This is a genomic window from Sodalis sp. RH16, from assembly GCF_047324245.1.
GTDB classification, from domain to species: Bacteria; Pseudomonadota; Gammaproteobacteria; order Enterobacterales; family Enterobacteriaceae; genus Acerihabitans; species Acerihabitans ligni.
On record NZ_CP178737.1, the window covers coordinates 4,452,784 to 4,475,776 of the forward strand.

Sequence of the window (22,993 nt, forward strand, 5' to 3'; positions counted from 1 at the left end):
TTTGATGGCAGCCTATCTGATCAACCGAATCCTCCAGTGGATTCCGGTATTGCTGATTTCAAGCATTATCGTGTTTGCGGTAGTCCGCGCCATGCCGGGAGACCCGGCGGATATCATAGCCGGACCGGACGCCACCCAGGCGGACGTGCAGCGCATCCGGGCGGAATACGGCCTGGACCGTTCACTGCCGGTACAGTATATGGCCTGGCTCAGGCATATGGGCCGGGGCGATTTCGGCGTGTCCTACATTTATCACCGGGATAACAGCGAGCTGATCTTCAGCCGCCTGCCGTTTTCGCTGCTGATCGCCGCCACGTCGCTGTTGACCGCCCTGATCGTCGGCGTGCCTTTCGGTCTGGCCGCCGGGCTTGGCGAGGGTAAAATCATCGATTGGGGAGCGTCGCTCTTTTCCTCCCTGGCGGTGGCGACCCCCGGCTTCTGGCTCGGCATGCTGGGAATCATGCTGTTCGCGGTAAAGCTCGGCTGGCTGCCGCCCGGCGGACTGACCAGCACCGATGAGTCGGTCTTTGGTTTTTTGTGCTCGCTGGTGCTGCCCACCTTGACTCTGGGGCTGCACGGCGCGGCGGTGCTGATGCGCTCCACGCGCAATGCGGTCATAGAGACCTTGGGGGAGAGCTACATCCGTACCGCCCGCGCCAAGGGACTGCGTCACCGGACCCTTGTCTACCACCATGTTTTGCGTAATTCCATGCTGCCTATCGTGACCATGACCGGCGTACTGCTTGGCCGCATGCTCGGCGGCGCCGTGGTGATAGAATCGGTATTCGCCTGGCCGGGCATCGGCCGGCTGCTGGTGCAGTCCATTATCAACCGCGATTACGGCATGGTGCAGGGAATATTGATTATCCTGGTGCTGTTTTTCCTGGCGCTGAACCTGGTGGTGGATCTGCTGTACGGCGCCATCGATCCGCGCATCCGCCTGACAGGGAGCCATCGCTGATGAGTGTGGCATCCCTGGAGCGCGACGACATCCGTGCGCCGCGCCGGCGCTTCAGGCTGATAAAGGCCGTGATGGCAAGGCCGTCCGGCCTGTTCGGTTTCACCGTGGTGGCGCTGATTACCCTGGCGGCGGTGCTGGCGCCCTGGCTGGCCCCCTGCGATCCCGCTACCCAGTTCGCCGGGCTGCGGCTGGCGGCGGCCGGTACGGCCGGCCATCCCCTGGGTACTGACGAACTGTCTCGTGACCTGCTTAGCCGCGTGCTGTTCGGCGCGCGCATTTCACTGCTGGTGGGGTTTGTCAGCGTCGCCGCCGGCGCCGGCCTCGGCATTATCGTCGGACTGATTTCCGGCATGGGGGGACGGTTTGTGGATACCCTGCTGATGCGCGCCTGCGATATTCTGCTCGCCTATCCCGGCATCCTGCTGGGGGTGATTGCCGTGGCCATCCTGGGTCCCGGGCTGATACAGATATGCATCGCGGTAGCTTTTGTCAATCTTCCTCTGTTTGCCCGCCTGATGCGCGCCTCGGTCTTGCGGGAACGGGAACTCGACTATGTCAAGGCGGCCGTGGCGCAGGGTACCGGCCTGTGGCGCATCATGCTGCGCCACGTCATGCCCAACGGTATCGGCGTGGTGATTTCGCAGCTGGCCTCGGCGGCCGGCCACGGGGTGTTGCTGGAGGCGTCCCTCTCTTTTATCGGCCTGGGCATCAGGCCGCCGTCCGCCTCCTGGGGCACCATGCTCAGCGGCAGCCGGGATTATCTCACCGTTGCGCCGCTCTATGCCGTGGTGCCGGGTTTGCTGTTAATGCTACTGGTGCTGGGCCTGAACCTGCTTGGGGACGCCATGCAAAAATCGCTGGATTCGGCGGGGGATGAATAATGATGCCTGATCATGATATTTCACCGCCGCTGCTGGAGGTGAAAGGGCTCAACGTGATGATCGCCGTCAAAGGCGGCGGCCGGCGGGTCGTCACCGATGTGTCTTTCACCGTGGCGCGCGGGGAAACCCTGTGTATCGTGGGCGAATCGGGATCCGGCAAGACCCTGACGGCGCTGTCGCTGATGTCGCTGCTGCCGCCCCGGATTTCCGTGGCCGGCGGCGGGATAATGTACAATGGCCGCGACCTGCTGACCCTGGACGCCGAGAGCCGCGAGCGGCTTAACGGCGACGAAATCGCCATGGTTTTCCAGGATCCCATGTCATCCCTCAATCCGGTGCTGACCGTCGGCCGGCAGATAGCCGAAAGCATTTCCCGCCACCAGCCGTCTTTGACCCGCGCCCAGCGTGAGAGCCGGGCGGAACAGGCGCTGGCGCTGGCGGGCATCAGCCGGGGCGCGGACATTATGCGACGCCATCCCCACCAGCTGTCGGGAGGCCTGTGCCAGCGGGTATTGATAGCCATCGCCCTGGCGAATCATCCTCGGCTTATCATTGCCGACGAACCCACCACCGCACTGGATGTCACCGTGCAGGCCCAGGTGATGAGCAGCATGCGCGACGCCTGCGAGCAAACCGGCGCGGCGCTGCTGCTCATTACCCATGATATGAAGCTGGTGGCGCGATATGCCCATCGGGTGGCGGTCATGTATGCCGGACGCATTGTGGAGCAGGGCGACGTTCAGGACGTTTTCCGCTCGCCGCGGCATCCTTATACCCGCGCCTTGCTCGGCAGTATTCCCGGTCTGGATACCGACGTCCACCGGGAGCTTGAGGCCATTGCCGGCGAACCGCCGGATTTTGCCAGGCTGCCCTCGGGGTGCGCCTTCCGCCCGCGCTGCACGCTGTGCCGTAACCGTACCCCCTGCGCCACCGAGGTGCCGCTACCGCGGGCGGATGGGCAGGCGTCAGGGCACGTGAGCGCCTGCCATTTCGCCGATGAGCTCTCCTTGCCGGCCGGCGCGGGGAGGATATCCGTATGCCGATGATCGCCGGTCCGATGCGGCGCGGGCATCAGCATGCCACCCATCACCAGGGCGGCGCGGGGGAGGAATCAGCATGACGGTAAACGCGGAACCCGCCAAGGAGATAAGCGCCTTAACGCCGCTGCTGCGGGTGGAGGGACTCGGGAAACGCTACCCCGGCGCCACCGGCTGGTTAGGCCGCTCCGGCGGCGGCGTCAATGCGGTGGATGGGGTGAGCTTTACGCTGGGCGCCGGCGAAACATTAGGGCTGGTGGGGGAGTCGGGCTGCGGAAAATCCACCCTCAGCCTGATGCTGATGGGGCTCGCGTCGCCTTCCGCCGGGCGGATATGGTTCGATGGCGAGGATATTACCGTCCTGAAGCGTCGCCGCCATCCCCGGCTGTGCCGCGATTTGCAGATCGTGTTCCAAAACCCCATGGCCTCCCTTAACCGGCGCATGACGGTATTTGATATTATCGCCGAGCCGCTGATTGTGCATCGGGTCCATAACGGGGCCGGGCGGCAAGAGCGCATTCATGAGCTGATGAGCCTGGTGGGGCTTAATCCGGGCCTGGCTCACCGTTATCCGTCGGAGCTGTCCGGCGGCCAGCGCCAGCGCGTCGGCATTGCGCGTGCGCTGGCCCTTAGCCCGCGCCTGCTTATCCTGGACGAGCCTGTATCGGCCCTGGACGTGTCGATACAGGCGCAGATCCTCAATTTATTGCGCAGGCTGCAGCAGGAATACGGGCTGGCTTATCTGTTTATTTCCCATGATTTGCGCGTCGTGCGTTATATGGCGCCGCGCATTGCCGTGATGTACCGGGGGCGCCTGGTGGAAACCGGCAGCCGGGAGCAGATTTTTACCGCCCCGGCGCATCCCTACACGCAAACGCTGCTCGCGGCCCTGCCCGAAAGGGATAGCGGGGTAGCGGCGGGGGAGGCATCTCAAACCCCGCGTTGATAGTCATGTACGGCAATATCATCCCGGCGGCAGTGGCCGATAGCCACCCCATTGCCGGCTTTAACAAATCACCGCCGGCCCCGATGTTTTCTATTCCCGCTTCTCCCGCTTCCGGCACGTTATCCGGCGGCCCGTCGCCCGCACGGGCCGATCGGCCTTCGCCAGTGTATTTCTGCGAGAGACTAGCCTGAAAGTACCCCATGTCGTAAGATGCTCACAGTGAGATGCTCATTATAAATTAAAGACCTGGCAATTTTTTATTATAAAGGCTAACGAGAACCAATATGATTGAGCGTGTCCATACGTTCTTGACCAAAAGTGAACTGGCATACCAAACGCTGCTGAGTGCCATTCAATCAGGTGAACTGAAGCCAGGACAGAAAGTCACCTTGAATGAGCTTGCGGCTCGCCTGGGAATGAGTTTGACGCCGGTACGGGATGCCTTCACCCTGCTTGCGGAGCAGGGGCTTATCGAACGCACGCCCCACCATGCGGCGGTGATCGCCAAAAAAAAGCCCAGCCGCTCTGAAGAGGTTTCGCTGCTGCGGGCCATCCTCGAGCCGGAAGCCGTCAGGCTGGCCGCCATGTATGCGAACCCGGCCCAGATCGATGAAATCGCCGAGGCCTACCAAGCGTCCCTCGACGCGGCAAAAAATCAGAATACCCGGGAATTAAGCAAATATAACGAACTCTTCCATCTGAAAATCGCCGAAGCCAGCGGTTCATCCTTTCTCATTGAGTTCATTTCGTCGTTATGGAAAGCCCTGCCCGCGCAGGGGATGAAACTCTATGACAACGCGCCCGCCATTCTTAAATCCCATGCGGATATCCTGACGGCGATCCGGGACGGCAAGCCCGATGAAGCCTCCGCGCTGATGGCGGGGCATGTAGGGCACGCCGCCGATCGGGCGCGGGAATATTTCGACCGCCTGCGCCAAAGCGATTCTGAACCGGAAAAAGATGCCTGACCAGACTGCTGACAAACGTGCTGTCCCACCGGGCACGTTGTCAACCAACGCCGATGGGGTTTTTATTCCGCCGTTTGAGTGAACATCGGCGGCGTGGCAAACCGGTGGTGGACCCGCTCCACTATATCCGCCAGGGCGATACAGGCCCTGTCAGCGCCGAATCGGCCGATAATCTGCGCGCCGATGGGTAGCCCGGACGAGGAAAGGGCAATGGGGAGGGTGGTGGCGGGAAGATAGGCCGCCGATGAGAGGCCCAGCCAGAAATAATCATTGGCCGAAGGCTGCCGCCGTCCGTTGACCTCCAGGTAGCGCGCCTCTTTGGGAACGTTGTCGAACAGGGTAAATGCCGTCGTGGAGGCCGCCGGACAAAGCAGAAAATCAAAACGCGCGAAATAGGCGCGCCACGCCTCGATAAGACCATAACGCCGCTGCTGATACCCCAGCCAATCCCGGTGCGTAAGCACATTGCCGCGCAGGGACAACGCCCGATAGCTTTTATCATCGGCGGCCAGCTGCGCCACCGCGGCCCGGTTGGCGGCAAACTCTTTGTCGTTTTGCCGTGCGCTGGTGGCGCCGCGTAATAAATGAACATAGACCTCGTAGCATTCACCGCTGGTAAAATCGGGGCGGGCCAAGGGCTCCACCTCGACGCCGGCGCGTCGCAGCGACTCTGCCGCCTCCAGTATCGCGGCGCTGATTTCATTGTCCACCGGAAAGCGGCTGTCATTCGCCCACACGCCGACGCGGAAATGTTTCCCCATCCGGGGAGCCGGGCTGTCCAACTCTACCCGCCAGGCCGGCCAGGCTTGCGTATCGGGTTGCGCCAGCAGGCCCAATGCCAGATCCAGATCGGCGGCGCTGCGGCTTAACGGTCCGTAGACGGTGATATCCGCCGGCGCGGATTTGCCGGGCTGTCCATGACCGCGCCCGGGCACCAGACCATAGCTGGGCTTATGGCCGTAGACGCCGCAATAATGCGCCGGCATACGTATTGACCCGCCGATATCGCTGCCGATCTCCAGGGCGGAAAACCCGGACGCCAGCGCGGCCGCCGAACCGCCTGACGAACCGCCGGGTGTGCGCGCCACATCCCAGGGATTGCGGGTGGTGCCATAGTCCGGATGGATGGTTTGCCAATCCCCCAAATGCGGCGGAACGTTGGTTTTCCCCACCAGAATCGCGCCGGCCGCTTTCAGGCGGCTGACCGCAAGCGCATCTTCCCCGGCAATATTGTCCCGCAGCGATACCAGCCCGAAAGTGGAGGGCAACCCTTTGACATCCCATGATTCCTTAACGGTTAACGGCACGCCGTGCAGAGGGCCCCATACTTCGCCGCCGGCCAGGGCCTTATCCGCGGAATGCGCACGGGCCAATGCCTGTTCCGCCAGCAGGATGACCACGGCGTTCACCACCCCGTTATGTTTTTCTATCTGCTCCAGACAGGCCGTGACCAGTTCAAGGGAGGTGATTTCTCCCTCCCTGATGCGTTTTGCCAGCAGGGTGGCGGGGGCAAAGATGTCAACGGGTTTCTTAAGCATGAAATTAACTTTCCTTATAAGAAATTTGTATGTTGATGCGGCCTATTCAGAGTTGTTTAACTATGCACTTTCTGAGCAAAATACAAAATATATTTTATAAAACTTTCGAGGCGGTTTGGGATGGGTGTTTTGACGAAATGCAGAGGCCACATTGTAACGTTTTTCCTGATGTTTTCACTATCATTCGCCGTATCCGCCCAAACGGCGGTCAGGCTGGCCGCCGCCCAGAACTCCCTGGGTTCGCTGCCGCTGGTCATTGCCCAGCAGAAGGGCTTCTTTGCCGATGAAAACATCGCCATCGAAACCATTTCCTTTAAAGGGGGCGCCCCGGCGGTCCAGGCCCTGGCCGGCGGCAGCGTGGAAGCCTGTATTTGCGCCGCCGATCATGCGGTGCGGCTGTCCAGCCGTCATCTGGGCGGGCGTGTATTAGTGGCGCTAACGGAACATCACGGTTATGGTTTGGTGGCCCTTGCCTCATCGCCGGTCAACACGCTAGACGATCTCCGCGGCAAATACGTGGGCATCACCTCGCCAGGCAGCCTGACGGATAATACCCTGCGCTACTTCATTGCTGAAAAGGGCCTGAACGCCGATCAGGACTATAAACTGGTGGGCATCGGCACCGGCGGAGCCATGCGCGCGGCCCTGGAAACCGGCTCTGTGGCCGCCGGCATGTTAACCACCCCCGATGTGCAGGCGGCCCTGGCGGATAACCAGCGTTTTAAACTGGTGCAGGATTTTCGCAATCTGCAATACCCGGCCCTTGACCTGGTGGTCATCGACCGCTGGCTGAACAAAAATCCCGATATCGCCCATAAGCTTATCAAGGCCGTGGTCAGGGCTGAACGGCTCATCCAGACCGATCCCGCGGCGGTGCAGGCGGGTATTGATCAAATGTACCCCAATCTCAGCCCCGATCTGCGCAAGGTCCTGGTGGCCGAGGCACCCAAGCTGCTGTCTACCGACGGCACGATGTCTGCGGCCGGTTATGGATTGATGGTGAAAATGCTCAAGGTAACCGACCCGACGCTGGTTGCCCCTGATTACAACAGCATTATTGTGCACTAACTCATTATTGACCATGGCGAAAAATAACGTGACGAATCTTATTTTGCAGACCGCCAAGAGAAAGAAACGGCAGGCTTCCCATCTGGCCGGTCCGCTTTCCCGCGCGTCCTCGCGGGTCTTTATCCAGCAGTTTGCCTTTATCTGCGTACTGCTGCTGTTATGGGAAGCGGCGGGGACCTGGCTTATCGATCCCTTCTGGAGCAGCCGGCCCAGCGATATCTGCCGCCGTCTTTGGCAGATGGCGGGCAACGGCGATTTACTGCGCCATGTGGACGCCACGGTGTCCGAAGCCGGCCTGGGGCTGATACTCGGCGCGGTGGTGGGCATTTCACTTGGGCTGGCGATGTCGCGTTTTACCCGCACCGCACGGGTGGTGGAACCGCTGTTTATGGGACTCTACAGCCTGCCGCGCGTGGCGCTGGCGCCGCTGTTCGTGCTCTGGTTCGGCATCGGCCTGTCGGCCAAGGTCATGATGGCGTTTTCCATGGTGCTGTTCGTGTTTATGCTGAATGTCCTGGAGGGGATTCGTTCGCTGGAGAGCGATCATATCGACCTGCTGAGAACCATGCGCGCCAGCCGCGCCTATATCCTGCGCAGGGTACTGCTGCCCGCCATCGTTCCGTGGATTGCGGCGGCGATGCGTATCGCCGTCGGTCTGGCCATGGTGGGCGCCGTGGTGGGGGAACTTATCGGATCCAACCGCGGCGTGGGATGGTATATCGAAAACGCGGCGGGACAGCTGGATTCCACCGGGGTTTTCACCGGCATCATCATTTTATTGATATTGGCCATGGTGGCGAATCTGATCGTGACGCGGATTTTCCATCGTTTAACGGAATGGCGGCAATGAGCGAATCAACCGAGTCAAAGATAACCATTAACCATCTGTCGGTGCGGTTTGCCGGCGCGTCCGGGCAAATTACCGCCGTTGACGATGTATCGCTGAATATCGCCGCCGGCGAGTTTGTCGCCATCGTCGGTCCGTCCGGCTGTGGAAAATCCACTCTGCTGCGCGTTATCGCCGGATTGATGAAGGCGGCACAAGGCAGCGTCGCCATTGATGGCCGGACGGTGACGGAACCCCCTCCAGGACTCGGCTTTATGTTCCAGCGGGACACCCTGCTGCCCTGGGCGACGGTGGCGGAAAATATCGCGGTGGGCTGCGAGCTGTCCGGACTTGACCGCAAACTGCACGGGCAGCGCATCGCCGAACTTATCGATCTTATCAAGCTCAATGGATTCGCGTCCCATTACCCGAAAGCCCTTTCCGGCGGCATGCGGCAGCGCGTCTCCCTGGCGCGGTTAATGGCCTATGAACCCGACGTGTATCTCATGGATGAACCGTTCGGCGCCCTGGATTACCAAACCAAAATTTCCATGGGCCGCGAACTGTTGCGCATATGGGAAACCCGGCGCCGCAGCATCGTGTTTGTAACCCATGATATTGAAGAAGCGGTGTCGCTGGCTGACCGGGTGATTGTGATGAGCCCCCGGCCTGGGCGGATTACCGCTGAATATCCGGTAGATCTGCCGCGCCCCAGAGATCCCCGGCTGCTGCGCGGCGATGCGCACTTCGCCGCCCTGTGCGGCGCTATCTGGGCCGATCTCGAAGAGACGGAAGGCACCTGATAGCGCCGTCAGGCACCGGTCTGTAACGGTTATCGGCTTTACGAATAAGGATTTGAAGCATGAAAATCAGTATCGGCGCCCATCCTTCCAATTTGACGTTGACCGCGCTGACGCATTATCAACCGTTACAGCAGCCACTTAGGGATGCCGGGCTGTCGCCAGAATTTTATTGGTATCCCGAAGGGCGCATGATGCATGCGCTGGCGGTGGCGGGGAAAGTGAACGTCATCGGCACCGGCACCACCCGCGCCATCACCGCGCAGGCGGATGGTGTCATCCTGGCCTATATCGGCGCCTCCAAACCCCGGCTGAGCTGGTCCTCCATCGTAGTGCCGGCGCGGTCGGACATAGTGGCCGCAGGGGACCTCGACGGCAAGCGCATCGGGTTTATCGAGGGCTCCTTCCAGACCTATTTTCTGCTGGCGGCCCTGGATCGGGTGGGTCTGAATTATACTTCCATTCACGGGATAAATTTGAAGCCCGGTGAATCATTAGCGGCATTGCGGGCCGGGCGAATCGATGCCTGGGTGGCGATGGATCCTTATCTGAGCGATGCCCTGGAAGGCGGCGACATCCGAAAGATCCAGGATTGCGGCGATCTGATTGCCAACCGTTCGGTGTTCTGGGTCCTGTCCGAGGTGGTCGCCGCGGGACCAAAGGTGATCCAAACGCTGTTTAACACCCTGGTGGCGACGGATGCCTGGATTGGCGGCCACCTCGGGCAGGCGGGGGAACTGTTCTCCAGTGTTATCGCCAATGGCTTATCCGCCGCCAGTTGGACGCAGGGTTTGAAAAGCCGGGATTGGGGCATCTTGCCTCCCGACCGGCAGTTTTTTACCGAACAGCAGGCCGAGGCCGATTTATTGTTTAAACACGGACTGTTAAAGCAGCCTGTGGATATTTCGCAATCAATGCTTCCGTTTCAACTGGATGGGTTGGCGACGCATACCAGGGGATACAGTAATGGGCGAACGTAAAACCGCAGAGTTTTTTTGGCGAATTCCCACCCAGGGCGACGGTCGATCGGTCTCTTCCTCGTCCTGGAATCGCGGGGATTGGCAGCCGGCCGCGCCTGGTGTGATAGCGCCGGGAGCGCCTGACGGCCGGCCGGATGGCTACGGTTATATTGATTATATGGCCCAGGTGGCCAAAGCCTGTGAACTGGCGGGATTTGACGGCGTGCTGGTGCCTACCGCCTTTGTCAGCGAAGAACCCCTGATGATCGCCGCCGCGCTGGCGCGGGAAACCCGCACGCTGCGATTTATAACGGCCTTTCAGCCGGCATTCATCACTCCGGCCTACGCGGCCAAAATGGGTGCCACCCTCCAGCGCATCAGCCACGATCGGCTGGAATGGAACATTATTACCGGCGGCAGCGCCCTTGCCCAGCGTGCTTACGGCGATAGCTTACCCCATGATGACCGATACGCCCGCACCCTGGAGTGGCTGGACGTGGCGGCGGGTTACTGGCGGGGCGCCCCTTTTAACCATAAGGGGGCGCTATATGATATCCACGACGGCGGTTTGGCGGCGCCTTTGGTCTATACCCGCAAGCCCGGTATCTATTTTTCCGGCTCGTCCGACGCGGCGTTGAGCGTGGCCGCCAAACATGCGGATCATTACCTGATGTGGCTTGAGCCCCTGGCGGACATGCAGGCCGTCATGCTCAGGCTGAACCGGATGGCTGAATGCCATGGCCGCCGGCCGGGCTATGGACTGCGCGTGGATATATTCGCCCGTGAAACCGAAGCGCAGGCGTGGGATGAAGCCCGCCGTTTATGGGAGACGGTTGAGGTGAATCAGTCCCGGCAGGCAAAATCCATGACCAGCTCCGGCGGTGAAGACTCCGTCGGCGCGCGGCGGCAGGCGGCGATACGCGAGAATGCATCCGGTCGTTTTGAAGACCATTGCATCGGACCGAATCTATGGTCGGGGCTGGGCCTTTTCCGCCCCGGCCCCACCATCGGTATTTTCGGCAGCTATGATCAGGTAGCGGATCGCCTGCTGGAGTATATCGAAGCGGGGTTCGGCACATTTATACTGGCCGCCAATCCCCATCTGGAGGAGGCGCTGCGTTTTGGCGAGCACGTTCTGCCCCGGGTGCGAGGCCGGCTGTCGGCGTTGGCATAGCCCTTGAAATAACAGATTGTCCGTCGGCATACGATCGACACGGACCATGCTCTATTAACTTTTGCCAGGTGGAGAAAATATTATGCGATAGCTAACGCTTTTCCGGTTAATTCAATAATGAGTTATACCCTAAATAATTCGAGTTGCAGGAAAGCCAACGTATCTGCAATTTGAAGTATGACGGGTATAGATGAATATTGTTCTCTTAAGAACAATAGGAAAGAATTTGTTTATTGAACCCCGGAGATTAACCGAATTACAAAATACATTTTATGCAGAATAAGATGGGCATCGTATCGTTCATCGGCCTCACCGTACCTGCTTATTATGGCAATGCTCAAATCATTCCATAACGGCAAATTTATTATCAGAGGTTCCAGTGAGCATCCCAGACTAATACATTTATTTCGTCCTGGATATGGCTTTCACTGGTAATGATTGTTTTTTTTTGAAAATTTTGCAGAGGGAACAATGAAAAAATTGGCACCTTTCGCTGCGGTCGTGATCACAGCGATGCCCCTGGTGAGTCATGCCGCCGTCAGTAATATAAAGTCATCCTGTTCGTATGGCGACGGCGGAGTGGATAATGTCGCGGATTTTTTACAATGCGGCACGGTGAGCGGCAGCTTACGCACCCTGTATTACTCTTCGCACAATACCTTATTCGTCACGGGAAAAAGTCAGGATACGGTAAGTTATGGCGGCAACGTAAAATATGAAACCGCGCCCTTGTATGGCTTTCGCGCCGCCCTGGGCGGGGTTTTCCTGCGGGGTATCGATCATCCGGACCCGTCGCGCACCGTCGGCGCCCTTGCCAACAATCAAACCAATTTCGGCGAAGCGTATCTCAGCTGGCAGCATGAGAATTTCAAGATCACCGCCGGCGACCAGAGAATCAATCTTCCTTTTGCCTCTGATTATGATTTCCGCGTGACGCCTATTCTGTTCCGCGGAATCGATACCAATTACGGTGATAAAATCAATTTCCTGCACGCAACCAAAGTCTGGCGCTACAAACCCTGGGCCACGGATCAGTTTATCGCCACCAGCGCTTATACCAACGTGACTGAACCCACCAACGGCATGTGGGCGGTGGGGGCGGGACGTGGCGTGGAGCTGGGAGCGGAGAAACTCCAGGGCCAGGTTTGGTATGAAAGCTATGATGATTATACCAATATTTTCTACAGCGAAGGCCATTTACGATTCCCCGCCATGCCCCATGCGCCGGAAATCGGGGCGCAGTTTATCCGGGGGACCAGCGAGGGCCGGGCCCTTGCCGGCAAAGTCGACAATACTTCCTATGGTTTGCAATTCGGCCTGGCGATAATTCCCAGACTGGAGTGGAAACTTAATTACGATCACATCGCCGCCAGCCCTAACTCCTGGAAGAATGGCGCACTGGTGGCGCCTTATGCCCATTCCGCTTCCTCGGGGTCCTATTTTGCCCAGCCCTTTTTTACCAGCACCGAAGATTTAGGCAGCGGTAACGCCTATTCCACCAACCTCAGCTATAGAGCCAGCGAAGAGCTGCTGGTGGGGACGCGTTATTCCTTTATGGATCTCAAACCCTCGGCCAAGGCCGCCAGCATCAATCAGTCAGAATATTTGGTGTATTTCACCTGGAAATTAACACGGCTTTTAAAAGGCCTCAGTCTGACCGATTCCGCCGGCGTTCAGACATCCTCCAGCTATGATAAGAATTTTTGGCAGAACCGGCTGGCGGTGCAATACGATTTTTAATGTATTTAACCTAGAGAATTACTTATGGCATATGCTCCGCGCCGGTGTATTGGCAAGAAGAAGATGCCGGGACGTTTAAATAAATGACCTATTCAGGAGTGGATTTATGAGTGAATTATTCCGGAATTTTTTGGATGAATTAAGGGCCGCGGATGAATTGGTGGATATCAGGCAGCCGGTGGACATCCGCCATATCAGCACCCTGGTGGATCAAAGCGACAAGGCTTTGCTGTTTCACGATGTTATCGGCTATGACATGCCGCTGCTGTCCGGCATTATCCGTACCCGGCAGCGGACTATCATGGGCATGGGCTGTACCGAGTATTCGCAAATCGAGAAAAAGCTGCAGCGGGGAATAGACAACCCCATCCCGCCGAAATATGTAGAGACGTCCCCCACCAAAGAAGTCATCTTGACCGGTGAGGATATCGATCTGTTTCGCATACCCATTCCCCTGTCGTCTATTTATGACGGAGGGCCGATGATTACCGCCGGCATCGTAATGGCGAAAGATCCGGAATACGGCATTAATTCCGGCATATACCGATTCATGGTGAAAGAAAAGGGCCTGACCGGCATCGATTTGGTGACGCCGAATAATATGCGCTTATTCGCCCAGCGGGCCCTGGAGCGGGGAGAACCTTTGCCCATTTCCATTTCCATCGGCAATCATCCCATCGAAATCATGGGGGCCGGTTATCGCGCCCCCATCGGCGTCGACGAAATGGCCATTGCCGGCGGAATCCTGGGCGCGCCGGTGGAGTTGGCCATGTGCGAAACGGTGGACCTGCCGTATCTTGCCGATTCCGAACTGGTGATCGAAGCGGAAATCCTGCCGGTGGGCTGGACCGAACCCGAAGGCCGCTTTGGCGAGTTTACCGCGCTCATGGGCGGCCTGCATTGGAATCCCAACGTGCGAATCAAGGCCATCATGCACCGGCGCGACGCCATGTACTACGCGCTGCACATGCCCTGGGAGAATACCTGGCTTGCGGCCCCCACCCGCTACCAGGCCATTCGCCGCGCCTTGCTTACCGCCGGCGTGCAGGTCAAGGATATCAATATGACACTGGGGGGGCGGGCCTTCTGGCATGCGGTGGTCTCCATCAAAAAACAGGCGGGAGAGGGCAAGAATGCGCTGCTTGCGGCGCTTTCGGTCATGGATATCAAACATGTGGTGGTGGTGGACGATGACATCGACGTCTTCAACGGTGAAGAAGTGGAATGGGCCATTGCCACCCGGGTGCAGGGCGACAGGGATGTGATGATAATTCCCGGCGCGCGCGCCAAACCCCTCGATCCCAGCCTGCAAATTACCGCGCCGGGGCAAGTGCCCACCGGGGCGAAGGTCGGTATCGACGCCACCATTCCGGAAGGGATCCCCCATGAACGCTACCAACGCATCTCTTATGCTTATGCCGACACGGCAAAGATAGACGATTACCTGGCGGGCAAACAGGACCCCGCGGTGGCGACGGATCCGGCCAAGGTGAAAGAAGCCGCGGCGGCCATACATGCCCTTATTGAAAAAACCCCCTTGTATTACCAGGAGGTGGCGGGCCGGTTCTCTCAGTACAGCTTTGTCACCATTGCCCGCGCCCTGGGGGTCATGCACGAATCCAAACAGCTGTGGAAAACCGGCGAAGGCAAGTTATGCATTCGCGGATCCAAATTTGATGCAGTACAGCGGACGCGTTGACGCGGAAGATCACCCCTCGTTAGGGGCTATGGGTATGGGGCATGTTTACGCCGCCGCCCCATGCTCGGGCACCTCTGTACGCTGCCGGACCGCAATGCCGCTTTGCCGGGGCCGGCGCTTGGCGCAATTTTACCGGGCCGGGCGCCGGCATGCGCCCGGAGAGTTCGCCGATTGCTCAATTCTTGCGGGAGTGGTTTCCACCGGCATTTTTATCCGCATGTCCTAATGCGCGTTCAGGGAAACAGCGGTCACGTAAACGCTGTTTCAACTGCGCCGCGTCGGGAAAACCGCCGTCGGTTTTCCTGTCCCACAGCACTTCCCCCTCCACCGTGATTTCATAGATGCCCCCTGAGCCTGGAACGAGCGTGACGGAGGCAAGATCGGTATTGAAGGTTTGCAATAATTCCTGCGCCATCCATGCGGCGCGCAACAGCCAATTGCATTGTGAACAGTAGCGAATGGTGACGGCCGGAAGCGTGGTCATAGGCGGACTCGAGCAGGGAGATGGATGTTTATGGTCTGGTAAAGCGTGAATCTTGTCAAGAATCGGAACGGGCAGTCCTGTCTAAAAAAGTAGCAAAAAAGGATTGTTTCGTCGTAAGAATGGTACATAGGAATTTTCCTAGCTCATTATTATACTCACGCATAAAGGAAATATTATTTTCAGCTGAATGGCTGAAAATCGTTATTTTATTATTACTGGAAATAAATTAATAACATTATTTTTACAAACCATCGGTTAATGGGAGGTTATGATGAAGTAATATCTCGGTGTCTTTTAATGACAATTCCAATTCGAATGTTCATATAAATAATATGCGCTAAAGGGGTGGCACTATGTGAAAACAGGCCGGCCATAAAGCGCGGTGTAAAAAATATCAGGTAGCGTGGTCTTTATAAAATGAATTTAATTATTTCGTATCTATTTCTTAACATGTTGATGGTTTATAGTTTTTATCGGCATATAAAATTTATAAATAGCCGGACATTGCCTAAAACCGTTCATTCACATAGAAAAACGCACTATCGCCATGGCAAGTTATTCACATCGGTTATGCCGCCGCATTCGGTTGGGAATAACGCCGGCAATCCTGTTTCATCCATTCATCAAGGAGGAAGGATCAGCAAAGCGGCCTGATGGAATTATCGTATATCAAAGAGAAAACAGTACTGTCTGATTCTATCAACTTGTTGATATAAAAGACTAAATTATGGCGTTCATTTCAAATATGACGGCTGGCGGAGACTATTATGCGCTGAACAGGCCGGTTATCAAGCCATTGTTCTGCTGTTGAAATAATGACATGAGCGGAATCCAGGCGTACTTGTAAATAAATAAGTACTTCTGCGATATCTATTTCCTGAATAACGCATTGGGAAATAAGGCATAGAGGTAATAGCTGCTATCACGCTATTCATTAATACCCGCCATACTTCAAGTTTCAGGTGCTTTGGCTTTCCTGCAACTCGAATTATTTAGGGTAAAACATTTATTTTACAAGTAGGCAAAAATGAAAAAATTGATGTTAATATCGGCGCTGGCTCTCTGTGGCTGCAGCGGGGTGGGCCATTATAATGTGGATAAAACCGCAAGCGCCAAGGCGGATTTTCATTTCATTGGTATTCCGGTATTGGCGGGGGCTGTGGGCTCCAGTTTTCCCCTTACGGAGCATTACAGCCTGACCGCCGGGCATGTTGCCAAGATAATGATGGTGAAAGTGAAAGCCTATAATCCATTATGCGATGTTGCCATTATCTATCATAATAATAAAGGCGCTGTATTACCCAAGGTGGAATCCGCCATAAAGGGTGAGCATGTAAATCTTTATGGATATAATGCCTATACCGCATTACCCACCTCATCATCGGGCACATTAAAGGAATTCGGCTGGTGGGATAAACCCAACACCAGCTGCCTGGTGGGGCTCACCGACGCCGGCGGCATACAGGGCATGAGCGGCGGGCCGGTTTACGGTGTGGACGGCGCCGTTATCGGCGTATTTACCGCAACTCACCCGAAAAGGGACCAAAGCATTTTTGTTCCCTATCAGAATATCGCGGGCTGGATTAACCAGGAGTTGCAGGGAGAGGATTTAGCGCAAATCAGGCAAGCGGAAAACCTGCGCCTGGTTAAGCGCACGGCCGCTTCCTTGCCGCTGGCGCGGGCCGACCTCCCGGTACGCTAAGGCGCGGATAAGGCATAACGCGCCCGCAACCAGGCCGGGGAGCAAGACGAAACGGCGCTACTCCTGTTTGCTGTGCTGCTCACGGTAGGCCAGGGGGCTTATGCCCAGATTACGCTGGAATACGCGCCGGAAAACGTCCGCGCTGGTAAAGCCGCATTTCATCGCGATCTTGTCCAGGTTCATCGATGTCATCTGCAGAAATCGCTGCGCCGCTTCCATGCGGATATTTTCAATGTATTTTGCCGGCGTGGTGTTCAGCTCATGCTTGAAAATCCGTATCAGCGTGCTGCGGCTCATGGCCAACCGGTCCGCCAGTACATCCACCGACAGTTCCTGGGAGAGATGTTCATGAATCCAGGGCTGAAGCGCTTTAATGCTCCGCTGGCCGGAGTACTGGGCCAGCAGCGAATAACTCAGTTGGGCCTGATCGGCGGGGCGCCGTAAAAAAAGCACCAGTTCCTTGGTCACCTCTCCCGCCAATGCCTCGCCGTGATCGTCGGCAATCAGGTTCAGAGCCAGATCGATCCCGGCGGACATTCCGGCGGAGGAGTAGATTTTCCCGTCCTTGACCCATATCGGCCGTTCTTCCACATGTACGCCCGGATGGAGTTTGCTGAACTCCTCCATCACGCGCCAATGGGTGGCCACGCGTTTGCCTTCCAGCATGCCCGTTTGCGCCAGTGCGAAAATGCCTGACGATACGGTACAGATGCGGCGAACCCGGCTTGCCTGGGTGCGCATCCACTCAATGGCCATCGCCGGATACAAACCGAAAGAAGCGATATTGGTCGTCACGATCAGCGTATCGATATTGGGAGTGCGCCATTTTTTATCCGCCAGCACGGATTGTCCCAGCACGCTGATACCCGATTCGCTTTTGATCTCCTTATCCGGGCCGGGGGAGACCAGTTCCACCTGATAAGGATAATATTTATCCGCAAGGGTGTTGGCGATTCGAAATGCCTCCGTCGGCCCGGCGATATTTAACAAATCGACAGGAGGTATACCAAGAATGACTATATTTTTAGTTAACGGACGATTCGGCATCATTAATCCTCTTTCGCCATTAAATAAAAACAGCAATAAATTATATTAACTTTTGACACAAATTGTCGGGAACTTGGAATTTTACTATGCCTGGAATTAAATACAGTCATCATTCGCGGCTATAACTTCATATAAATTATCCTTGAAAAGATAGTAATGTAAAGTTGTGTACCTGTGCAAGGTTGTGAAATAATTAGATACATTTTAATATTAAAGGATTAATGGCTGTATTTATTTACAGAATCATTGTACAAGCAAGAATGTCATTGCTGGTATTTTTATACAATATTTTCCTTCAGGAACCATTTTTTACGAGCAGTAGACATGGCTTGATAAGCATGCATTTAAGCTATTGAAATTAAATATTATTTATCGAAATTCTGCGTGGATTTACATCCTGACTAGGATTTTACTGAAAAAAACATTTTTTACCTGTCCTGTGGTCAACGATTGATATAAGCTATGAAATCGAGAACGTTATCGTTTTTTTTGCGAGATAATGTGCTTACGTAATATATCATCACGCAAAACTGTTAAATATGAAATACATTGACATATTTAGAAATTAGCGCGATTGGGAGTAAAACACTCCACAAGCGGGGGCGCCTACATCCTCGTTATTATGCCCTTATCCGCCGCAATAAGGGACATAGTGCAGATAAACAGAGACTGTCACTTATTGTATGGGTAACCGCTCGTTAGAACTGGTATTGCACGCCGGCGGAGGCAGTATAATGCCTGTTTTTCATACCGGCAGAGTTATTCCCGCTATAGTTTTTTTCTACGCTACTGGTACTTGTCTTTGTAAGATATCCAATTTTTTGTTCATATTTATTAAAACTCAGTTCAACAAATATCTTTGCGTTAGGGGTAACATAGTATCCCGCATCCACGGCAGCGGAGTAATAGTGGGAGTTGTTCGCCTTATGACGGAATGTGGCTTGCCGCAGATAGTGTTCATCATTATCCTTGGCCGAAACCCAGGGGCTGAATTTCAGCAACGCGTTGAATTCCGCCTTTTGATAACGATACATGCCGGCCATGCCGAGGTAGGGCATGGCGAATTTCTGTCGGTAGCCGATGGTGCGCCCGCCCCGGGAAAATTCGCCAACGTCATTTCCATTGTCATAGTTATAATTCCCGCCAAAACTTGTCCAACTGAATCGCGTCTGCTGGTAGCCAAGCACTGTCCCCAGACGATACTCCGGTGTGTTAAGCATCCACCCTTTGACATTCACATCGAATTCATTGGCATGCTTGAGCCGGGTATTCGGATGCGTGGACCAGTCTGTCCAGTGGGACTGACCAGGATTTCTCCAGTCGTAGTCATCCATTCCTGCCCCGCTGGAAGCCAGGGTGGTCCATCCCTTGACGTTCAGCGTCAGAGAATCAGAGGCATCCCAGGCAATATCCCCTCTGAAGATGGCGGCGTTTTTGATTTGCCAGATTAATTCACTGATTTTATGGCCATCATAGGGATTATAAGAATACTTATTCGATTCCCCGTTCAGCCAGCCCATGGCTGCGCTGGCTTTTATGCTGTCAGCATCGAAGCGAACCTTGTGCGCCAATGCGGATGGAGCGGTGGCCAGAACAGCAATCATGACTGCAACGTTTTTTTTAAGCATTAAAATTATTTCCGTAAACTAATTGATAAGAGGTTAACTAATATGCATGTGGTAAATAGTTTCAGATAAGAACCAGCCGCATAAAAAGAACACGCAAAATACAAATAAAAAGGTGGTAAGTAATTAATCATAAAAAAACTAAAAAAATCTTAAACGAAACAAAAAAATATCATCAATTGATAACTAATTAATGAGGTGAGTATATAATTAGGAATGAAATATTCAATCTAGGTTGGGGGACGGAATTGTAGGTACTATTATTATCGATTCATTTCGATGTAAATGATTATCAGCAACCCGGCATGCTCGAGCGGAACCCGAGCATGGCTTATTTGTTTATACAATAATTTGGTTAAGTTTTAGTATATCAATCTTTACATTATTACTCATTTTTGAAGTATCCAGATTATTTAGGATATGCATTATTTCAATGAATATATCTTTATGTTCGCTTAGCTCCTCACCCTTTATCGTCGCTAAGGCTGCTATAAGCTCGCCGCCATAATTCTCACCTACCAGTGGATCTTCCTTCATTAAGGCAAGAGCTCTTGGCATCAGCTGATCAATGCAAATTTTCTGACGGATAGCACGGCAAATATCGTCCACGGTTAAAGCATCAATTGGCACATCCAGGACGCTCTCGTATCCTCTCTGGAGGGGAGGATTTTCTTCCTTTTTGCTGGGATTCAAGCTGGTCCCTCCCGTAATCTTAAAAAGGTCGATTGGCGTGCATACTAAATCGCAGGAATATTGCTTGCTGTAATAAGTGCCAAATTAATATGGTTTAAAAACGATTGCCGAATTTTTGAAAATTTCGTGGGTTTCATTGTCCGGCGGCGCCGGTATATCCGCATCCTGAATGGCTTTAACAGCCGCTGCACAAAGCGGTTTATAACCTTCAGTATTGAATTCGCCATGCGTGGCGCCCTTTTTGGATATATTAAAGCTTACGGTACATTGCTTTCCGTTAAACTCTTTCTCAGGATGGAATTTTATTTGAACGGCTGATTTTATGTCCTGGGCATATTGCATTTTCTTGTCATCCAACGGCGCAAAAACTTGAGAGGGTAGAGGGTTTGGCAAGGGGCTGACGTGAGTGCTGCACGCAGAGGAAAATACCAAGCTGAGCAGGCAATAAGGGAATACTCTTCGCATTATATGAATCCAGTTATGAGTGGAGTGGTGATTATCTTCATCAGTGAATAAGTTTTTTTGTATCAAGGGTGCACGAAAAATTCAACGATTATATTGATATCGTTTAACAACGGATGACAAAGGATGATATTACGGCAGTACGTTTAATTTACGATGGGAAATGCGGTTGATATGCGCTGTTTAATGCTTATTCAACGATACGTATTGTTTAGCTTATCTGCCGCCGAGACAATATAGCAGATAAGCAGCCGATGGCAGGTATTGCCCACCGGCCGCCGTCTCTCCTTAGTTCAGCCTGACCTTGGAAAAATCGCTGCCGTTGAGGCTGACGCTATAGCCGCTGACGTTACTGCGGGTGGCATAAAAGGTTTTGCCGTTGGCCAGGGGTATCCAGGGGGCCTGCCGATGGAACACCTGCTGGGCCTGTTTATACAGGGCGGCGCGCTGGGCCGGGTCGCTGATGATTCTGGCCTGCTGAATGAGCGAGTCATACTGTTTATCGCACCAGAACGCGGCATTGGAACCGCTTTTGACGCTGTCGCAGCCCAGCAGGGTATTGGCGAAATTATCCGGATCGCCGTTATCCGACATCCAGCCGAACAGCGCGGTGGCGTGTTCGCCTTTGCGAATGCCGGCCAGGTATTCGCCCCATTCATAGCTCACGATTTTCGCCGTGACGCCGACTTTGGCCCAATCGCTCTGGATCATCTCCGCAATGCGGCGTGAGTTCGGGTTATAGGGGCGCTGTACCGGCATTGACCATAAATCGGTGGTAAAGCCTTGTTCAAAACCCGCCTGTTTCAGCAATGCCTTGGCCTTGGCCGGATCATAAGGGTAGTCCGCCAGATCTTTATCAAAGCCGAGCATATTGGGGGGAATGGGGGATTTCGCCACCGATCCGGAGCCGAGGAATACCGCATCGACGATGGCTTTTTTATCCACCGCATAATTCAACGCCTGACGCACCAGGGCATTGTCGAACGGTTTTTTGACGGTATTAAACGCCAGGTAACCCACATTCATGCCGTCCACGCTGTGAAGGGCCAGCGCTTTGTTATTTTTGATCTCGTCAAAATTAACCGGACTCGGCGCGGGAATAATCTGGCACTCATTTTTTTCAAGCTTGGCCAGGCGCGTGCTGACGTTGGGGGTAATCGAAAAGATAAGTCGCTTGGTGGGCACCTCTCCCTGCCAATAATGGGGATTGGCCTGATAGCGGATAATGGAGTCCACTTTATATTCCTGCAGGTTATAGGGGCCGGTGCCGATGGGATCGGTATCCACCCGTTCCGGTGTGCCGGCTTTTAACATCGCGTCGGCGTATTCCGCGGAGAGAATGGAGGCAAAATCCATGCCCCAATCCGCCAGGAAGGTGGCATCAGGTTTTGTCAGGGTAAACCGGACGTGATAGTCATCGATTTTTTTCACGTCCTGAATAAGCGAACCGAGGCCGACGTCATTGAAGTACTCATAGGTGGCCTGGGACACCTTATGGTAGGGGTGATTAGCGTCTTTCTGCCGCAAAACGGAGAAAATCACATCGTCGGCATTAAAATCACGGCTGGGAGTGAAATATTTATTGCTGTTGAATTTGACGCCCTGGCGCAGAGTAAAGGTATAGGTTTTGCCGTCCGGACTGATTTCCCACGCGGTGGCAAGGGAGGGTATCGGCAAATTATCGCTTTCCCGGAAGGCCACCAGCCGGTTATAGAGCACCTGGGAACTGGCGACAAATGAGGGGCCGGAGCTGGCGATTTGCGGGTTAAACGATTCCGGCGAGGCTTCGGAGCAGTAGACCAGAACGCTGTTGTCGGCGGCCAAGGCCGCGCCGGCCGGCAGCAGGGCGGCCATAAGCACTACGAGAGAGGTTTTCCTGAAATCCATTTTTCTTGCCTTATAAGATGATAATAATCCGATTTTAAACAGTCCATTATAAGCGGCCATAGCGGAAACTGAAAAATCTTATGCTTATTAGAGGCTTCTCGCTGGTTATAAGCGCTGCCTCTTAAGGCATGGGCACCGGTAAAATCCTTCGCCGGCGCCGCCTTCAGTGGTTGCTTAAAATATTTCTAAGATATATCTTTAAAACGTCAATCTCCTGAGGTTTTCTCACCCGAAATTTTCATCGGGAAGGGTGATGGATAATTTATCTGATAAAAGAATCCTGGTCCTCGCCGTCGCGCTGGATGCTTGCGATCGCACTGCCCTGGGGGCGTTTTTCCATCAGTGGGGTCCGTTTGAGCATGGGATGTCCATGGCGGGGGATGTCATGGGCGGCGGCATCATGCGCGGCTGATGTCGCTGGTATACCTCCTCTGCGCAGACGTCTGCATCACTATGTATCGAAGAATAAAAAAGAAATTGGAGAGAAATATGGAGA

The 22,993-nt window shown here is 54.7% G+C and carries 21 protein-coding genes; 14 read left to right on the forward strand and 7 right to left on the reverse strand.

Annotation, left to right across the window (positions count from 1 at the left end):
• The first annotated feature begins 4 nt into the window (after window positions 1–4).
• The 5 genes from ACL2XJ_RS20380 (at window position 5) to ACL2XJ_RS20400 (ending at window position 4,793) form a co-directional block, all read left to right on the forward strand.
• Complete coding sequence (locus tag ACL2XJ_RS20380) at window positions 5–961, forward strand: ABC transporter permease (RefSeq protein ID WP_413724310.1); 957 nt, start codon at window positions 5–7, stop codon at window positions 959–961.
• Window positions 961–1,842 carry an ABC transporter permease gene (locus ACL2XJ_RS20385; RefSeq protein ID WP_203521621.1) on the forward strand — a complete coding sequence of 294 codons (882 nt, stop codon included), beginning with the start codon at window positions 961–963 and terminating at the stop codon, window positions 1,840–1,842. The genes ACL2XJ_RS20380 and ACL2XJ_RS20385 overlap by 1 nt, the downstream gene beginning before the upstream one ends.
• Window positions 1,842–2,888 (forward strand): ABC transporter ATP-binding protein, encoded by a 1,047-nt coding sequence (locus ACL2XJ_RS20390; protein WP_413724311.1) that lies wholly within the window; start codon window positions 1,842–1,844, stop codon window positions 2,886–2,888. The genes ACL2XJ_RS20385 and ACL2XJ_RS20390 overlap by 1 nt, the downstream gene beginning before the upstream one ends.
• A gap of 70 nt (window positions 2,889–2,958) precedes the next feature.
• Entirely contained in the window at window positions 2,959–3,825 is an 867-nt protein-coding gene (locus ACL2XJ_RS20395; RefSeq protein ID WP_413724312.1) for an ABC transporter ATP-binding protein, read from the forward strand.
• A 284-nt stretch (window positions 3,826–4,109) separates the two neighbouring features.
• Entirely contained in the window at window positions 4,110–4,793 is a 684-nt protein-coding gene (locus ACL2XJ_RS20400) for a GntR family transcriptional regulator (RefSeq protein WP_413724313.1), read from the forward strand.
• Between the two features lie 62 nt (window positions 4,794–4,855).
• Here the strand turns inward: ACL2XJ_RS20400 and ACL2XJ_RS20405 are convergent, their stop codons facing one another.
• A complete protein-coding gene (locus ACL2XJ_RS20405; RefSeq protein WP_413724314.1) occupies window positions 4,856–6,331 on the reverse strand; it encodes an amidase in 1,476 nt (491 codons plus the stop codon).
• 168 nt (window positions 6,332–6,499) lie between these two features.
• Here ACL2XJ_RS20405 and ACL2XJ_RS20410 point away from each other — a divergent pair, with 168 nt between their 5' ends.
• From ACL2XJ_RS20410 to ACL2XJ_RS20440, 7 genes are all read left to right on the forward strand, one after another.
• Window positions 6,500–7,399, forward strand: coding sequence for an ABC transporter substrate-binding protein (locus tag ACL2XJ_RS20410; RefSeq protein WP_165934110.1), 900 nt, complete (start codon window positions 6,500–6,502; stop codon window positions 7,397–7,399).
• Between the two features lie 28 nt (window positions 7,400–7,427).
• Window positions 7,428–8,249 carry an ABC transporter permease gene (locus tag ACL2XJ_RS20415; protein ID WP_243701414.1) on the forward strand — a complete coding sequence of 274 codons (822 nt, stop codon included), beginning with the start codon at window positions 7,428–7,430 and terminating at the stop codon, window positions 8,247–8,249.
• Complete coding sequence (locus ACL2XJ_RS20420; RefSeq protein WP_413724315.1) at window positions 8,246–9,028, forward strand: ABC transporter ATP-binding protein; 783 nt, start codon at window positions 8,246–8,248, stop codon at window positions 9,026–9,028. The genes ACL2XJ_RS20415 and ACL2XJ_RS20420 overlap by 4 nt, the downstream gene beginning before the upstream one ends.
• A gap of 59 nt (window positions 9,029–9,087) precedes the next feature.
• On the forward strand, window positions 9,088–10,005 hold the full coding sequence (locus tag ACL2XJ_RS20425) for an ABC transporter substrate-binding protein (RefSeq protein ID WP_413724316.1): 918 nt from the start codon (window positions 9,088–9,090) through the stop codon (window positions 10,003–10,005).
• Window positions 9,992–11,158 (forward strand): LLM class flavin-dependent oxidoreductase, encoded by a 1,167-nt coding sequence (locus ACL2XJ_RS20430; RefSeq protein WP_413724317.1) that lies wholly within the window; start codon window positions 9,992–9,994, stop codon window positions 11,156–11,158. Before ACL2XJ_RS20425 ends, ACL2XJ_RS20430 begins: the two co-directional genes overlap by 14 nt.
• Before the next feature lie 471 nt (window positions 11,159–11,629).
• Window positions 11,630–12,898, forward strand: a complete 1,269-nt coding sequence (locus ACL2XJ_RS20435) for a TonB-dependent receptor (protein ID WP_203521613.1) — start codon at window positions 11,630–11,632, stop codon at window positions 12,896–12,898.
• A gap of 106 nt (window positions 12,899–13,004) precedes the next feature.
• A complete protein-coding gene (locus tag ACL2XJ_RS20440) occupies window positions 13,005–14,597 on the forward strand; it encodes a UbiD family decarboxylase (RefSeq protein ID WP_132921804.1) in 1,593 nt (530 codons plus the stop codon).
• Window positions 14,598–14,772: 175 nt separating this feature from the next.
• On the opposite strand, the gene ACL2XJ_RS20445 is transcribed toward ACL2XJ_RS20440, so the two are convergent.
• A complete protein-coding gene (locus ACL2XJ_RS20445) occupies window positions 14,773–15,081 on the reverse strand; it encodes a SelT/SelW/SelH family protein (protein ID WP_132921803.1) in 309 nt (102 codons plus the stop codon).
• Between the two features lie 1,027 nt (window positions 15,082–16,108).
• On the opposite strand from ACL2XJ_RS20445, the gene ACL2XJ_RS20450 reads away from it, so the two are divergent.
• Complete coding sequence (locus tag ACL2XJ_RS20450; RefSeq protein WP_132921802.1) at window positions 16,109–16,783, forward strand: trypsin-like peptidase domain-containing protein; 675 nt, start codon at window positions 16,109–16,111, stop codon at window positions 16,781–16,783.
• A 57-nt stretch (window positions 16,784–16,840) separates the two neighbouring features.
• On the opposite strand, the gene ACL2XJ_RS20455 is transcribed toward ACL2XJ_RS20450, so the two are convergent.
• The 5 genes from ACL2XJ_RS20455 to ACL2XJ_RS20475 form a co-directional block, all read right to left on the reverse strand.
• Window positions 16,841–17,833 (reverse strand): GlxA family transcriptional regulator, encoded by a 993-nt coding sequence (locus ACL2XJ_RS20455; RefSeq protein ID WP_132921801.1) that lies wholly within the window; start codon window positions 17,831–17,833, stop codon window positions 16,841–16,843.
• A 695-nt stretch (window positions 17,834–18,528) separates the two neighbouring features.
• Entirely contained in the window at window positions 18,529–19,458 is a 930-nt protein-coding gene (locus tag ACL2XJ_RS20460; protein WP_413724318.1) for an omptin family outer membrane protease, read from the reverse strand.
• 336 nt (window positions 19,459–19,794) lie between these two features.
• The gene (locus ACL2XJ_RS20465) at window positions 19,795–20,148 is read right to left on the reverse strand and encodes a contact-dependent growth inhibition system immunity protein (RefSeq protein ID WP_413724319.1); all 354 of its coding nucleotides are present in this window, start codon (window positions 20,146–20,148) and stop codon (window positions 19,795–19,797) included.
• Window positions 20,149–20,232: 84 nt separating this feature from the next.
• Window positions 20,233–20,613 carry a cell envelope integrity TolA C-terminal domain-containing protein gene (locus ACL2XJ_RS20470; RefSeq protein ID WP_413724320.1) on the reverse strand — a complete coding sequence of 127 codons (381 nt, stop codon included), beginning with the start codon at window positions 20,611–20,613 and terminating at the stop codon, window positions 20,233–20,235.
• Between the two features lie 285 nt (window positions 20,614–20,898).
• On the reverse strand, window positions 20,899–22,497 hold the full coding sequence (locus tag ACL2XJ_RS20475; RefSeq protein ID WP_203521608.1) for an ABC transporter substrate-binding protein: 1,599 nt from the start codon (window positions 22,495–22,497) through the stop codon (window positions 20,899–20,901).
• A gap of 253 nt (window positions 22,498–22,750) precedes the next feature.
• Here ACL2XJ_RS20475 and ACL2XJ_RS20480 point away from each other — a divergent pair, with 253 nt between their 5' ends.
• The gene (locus ACL2XJ_RS20480) at window positions 22,751–22,909 is read left to right on the forward strand and encodes a hypothetical protein (protein ID WP_413724321.1); all 159 of its coding nucleotides are present in this window, start codon (window positions 22,751–22,753) and stop codon (window positions 22,907–22,909) included.
• Window positions 22,910–22,993 lie beyond the last annotated feature (84 nt).

Bases quoted from the DNA above. Each gene is read 5' to 3' on its own strand.
- ACL2XJ_RS20380 (WP_413724310.1), top strand. From the start codon at position 5: ATGGCAGCCTATCTGATCAACCGAATCCTCCAGTGGATTCCGGTATTG.
- ACL2XJ_RS20385 (WP_203521621.1), top strand. From the start codon at position 961: ATGAGTGTGGCATCCCTGGAGCGCGACGACATCCGTGCGCCGCGCCGG.
- ACL2XJ_RS20390 (WP_413724311.1), top strand. From the start codon at position 1,842: ATGATGCCTGATCATGATATTTCACCGCCGCTGCTGGAGGTGAAAGGG.
- ACL2XJ_RS20395 (WP_413724312.1), top strand. From the start codon at position 2,959: ATGACGGTAAACGCGGAACCCGCCAAGGAGATAAGCGCCTTAACGCCG.
- ACL2XJ_RS20400 (WP_413724313.1), top strand. From the start codon at position 4,110: ATGATTGAGCGTGTCCATACGTTCTTGACCAAAAGTGAACTGGCATAC.
- ACL2XJ_RS20405 (WP_413724314.1), bottom strand. From the start codon at position 6,331: ATGCTTAAGAAACCCGTTGACATCTTTGCCCCCGCCACCCTGCTGGCA.
- ACL2XJ_RS20410 (WP_165934110.1), top strand. From the start codon at position 6,500: ATGTTTTCACTATCATTCGCCGTATCCGCCCAAACGGCGGTCAGGCTG.
- ACL2XJ_RS20420 (WP_413724315.1), top strand. From the start codon at position 8,246: ATGAGCGAATCAACCGAGTCAAAGATAACCATTAACCATCTGTCGGTG.
- ACL2XJ_RS20425 (WP_413724316.1), top strand. From the start codon at position 9,088: ATGAAAATCAGTATCGGCGCCCATCCTTCCAATTTGACGTTGACCGCG.
- ACL2XJ_RS20430 (WP_413724317.1), top strand. From the start codon at position 9,992: ATGGGCGAACGTAAAACCGCAGAGTTTTTTTGGCGAATTCCCACCCAG.
- ACL2XJ_RS20435 (WP_203521613.1), top strand. From the start codon at position 11,630: ATGAAAAAATTGGCACCTTTCGCTGCGGTCGTGATCACAGCGATGCCC.
- ACL2XJ_RS20440 (WP_132921804.1), top strand. From the start codon at position 13,005: ATGAGTGAATTATTCCGGAATTTTTTGGATGAATTAAGGGCCGCGGAT.
- ACL2XJ_RS20445 (WP_132921803.1), bottom strand. From the start codon at position 15,081: ATGACCACGCTTCCGGCCGTCACCATTCGCTACTGTTCACAATGCAAT.
- ACL2XJ_RS20450 (WP_132921802.1), top strand. From the start codon at position 16,109: ATGAAAAAATTGATGTTAATATCGGCGCTGGCTCTCTGTGGCTGCAGC.
- ACL2XJ_RS20455 (WP_132921801.1), bottom strand. From the start codon at position 17,833: ATGATGCCGAATCGTCCGTTAACTAAAAATATAGTCATTCTTGGTATA.
- ACL2XJ_RS20460 (WP_413724318.1), bottom strand. From the start codon at position 19,458: ATGCTTAAAAAAAACGTTGCAGTCATGATTGCTGTTCTGGCCACCGCT.
- ACL2XJ_RS20470 (WP_413724320.1), bottom strand. From the start codon at position 20,613: ATGCGAAGAGTATTCCCTTATTGCCTGCTCAGCTTGGTATTTTCCTCT.
- ACL2XJ_RS20475 (WP_203521608.1), bottom strand. From the start codon at position 22,497: ATGGATTTCAGGAAAACCTCTCTCGTAGTGCTTATGGCCGCCCTGCTG.
- ACL2XJ_RS20480 (WP_413724321.1), top strand. From the start codon at position 22,751: ATGGATAATTTATCTGATAAAAGAATCCTGGTCCTCGCCGTCGCGCTG.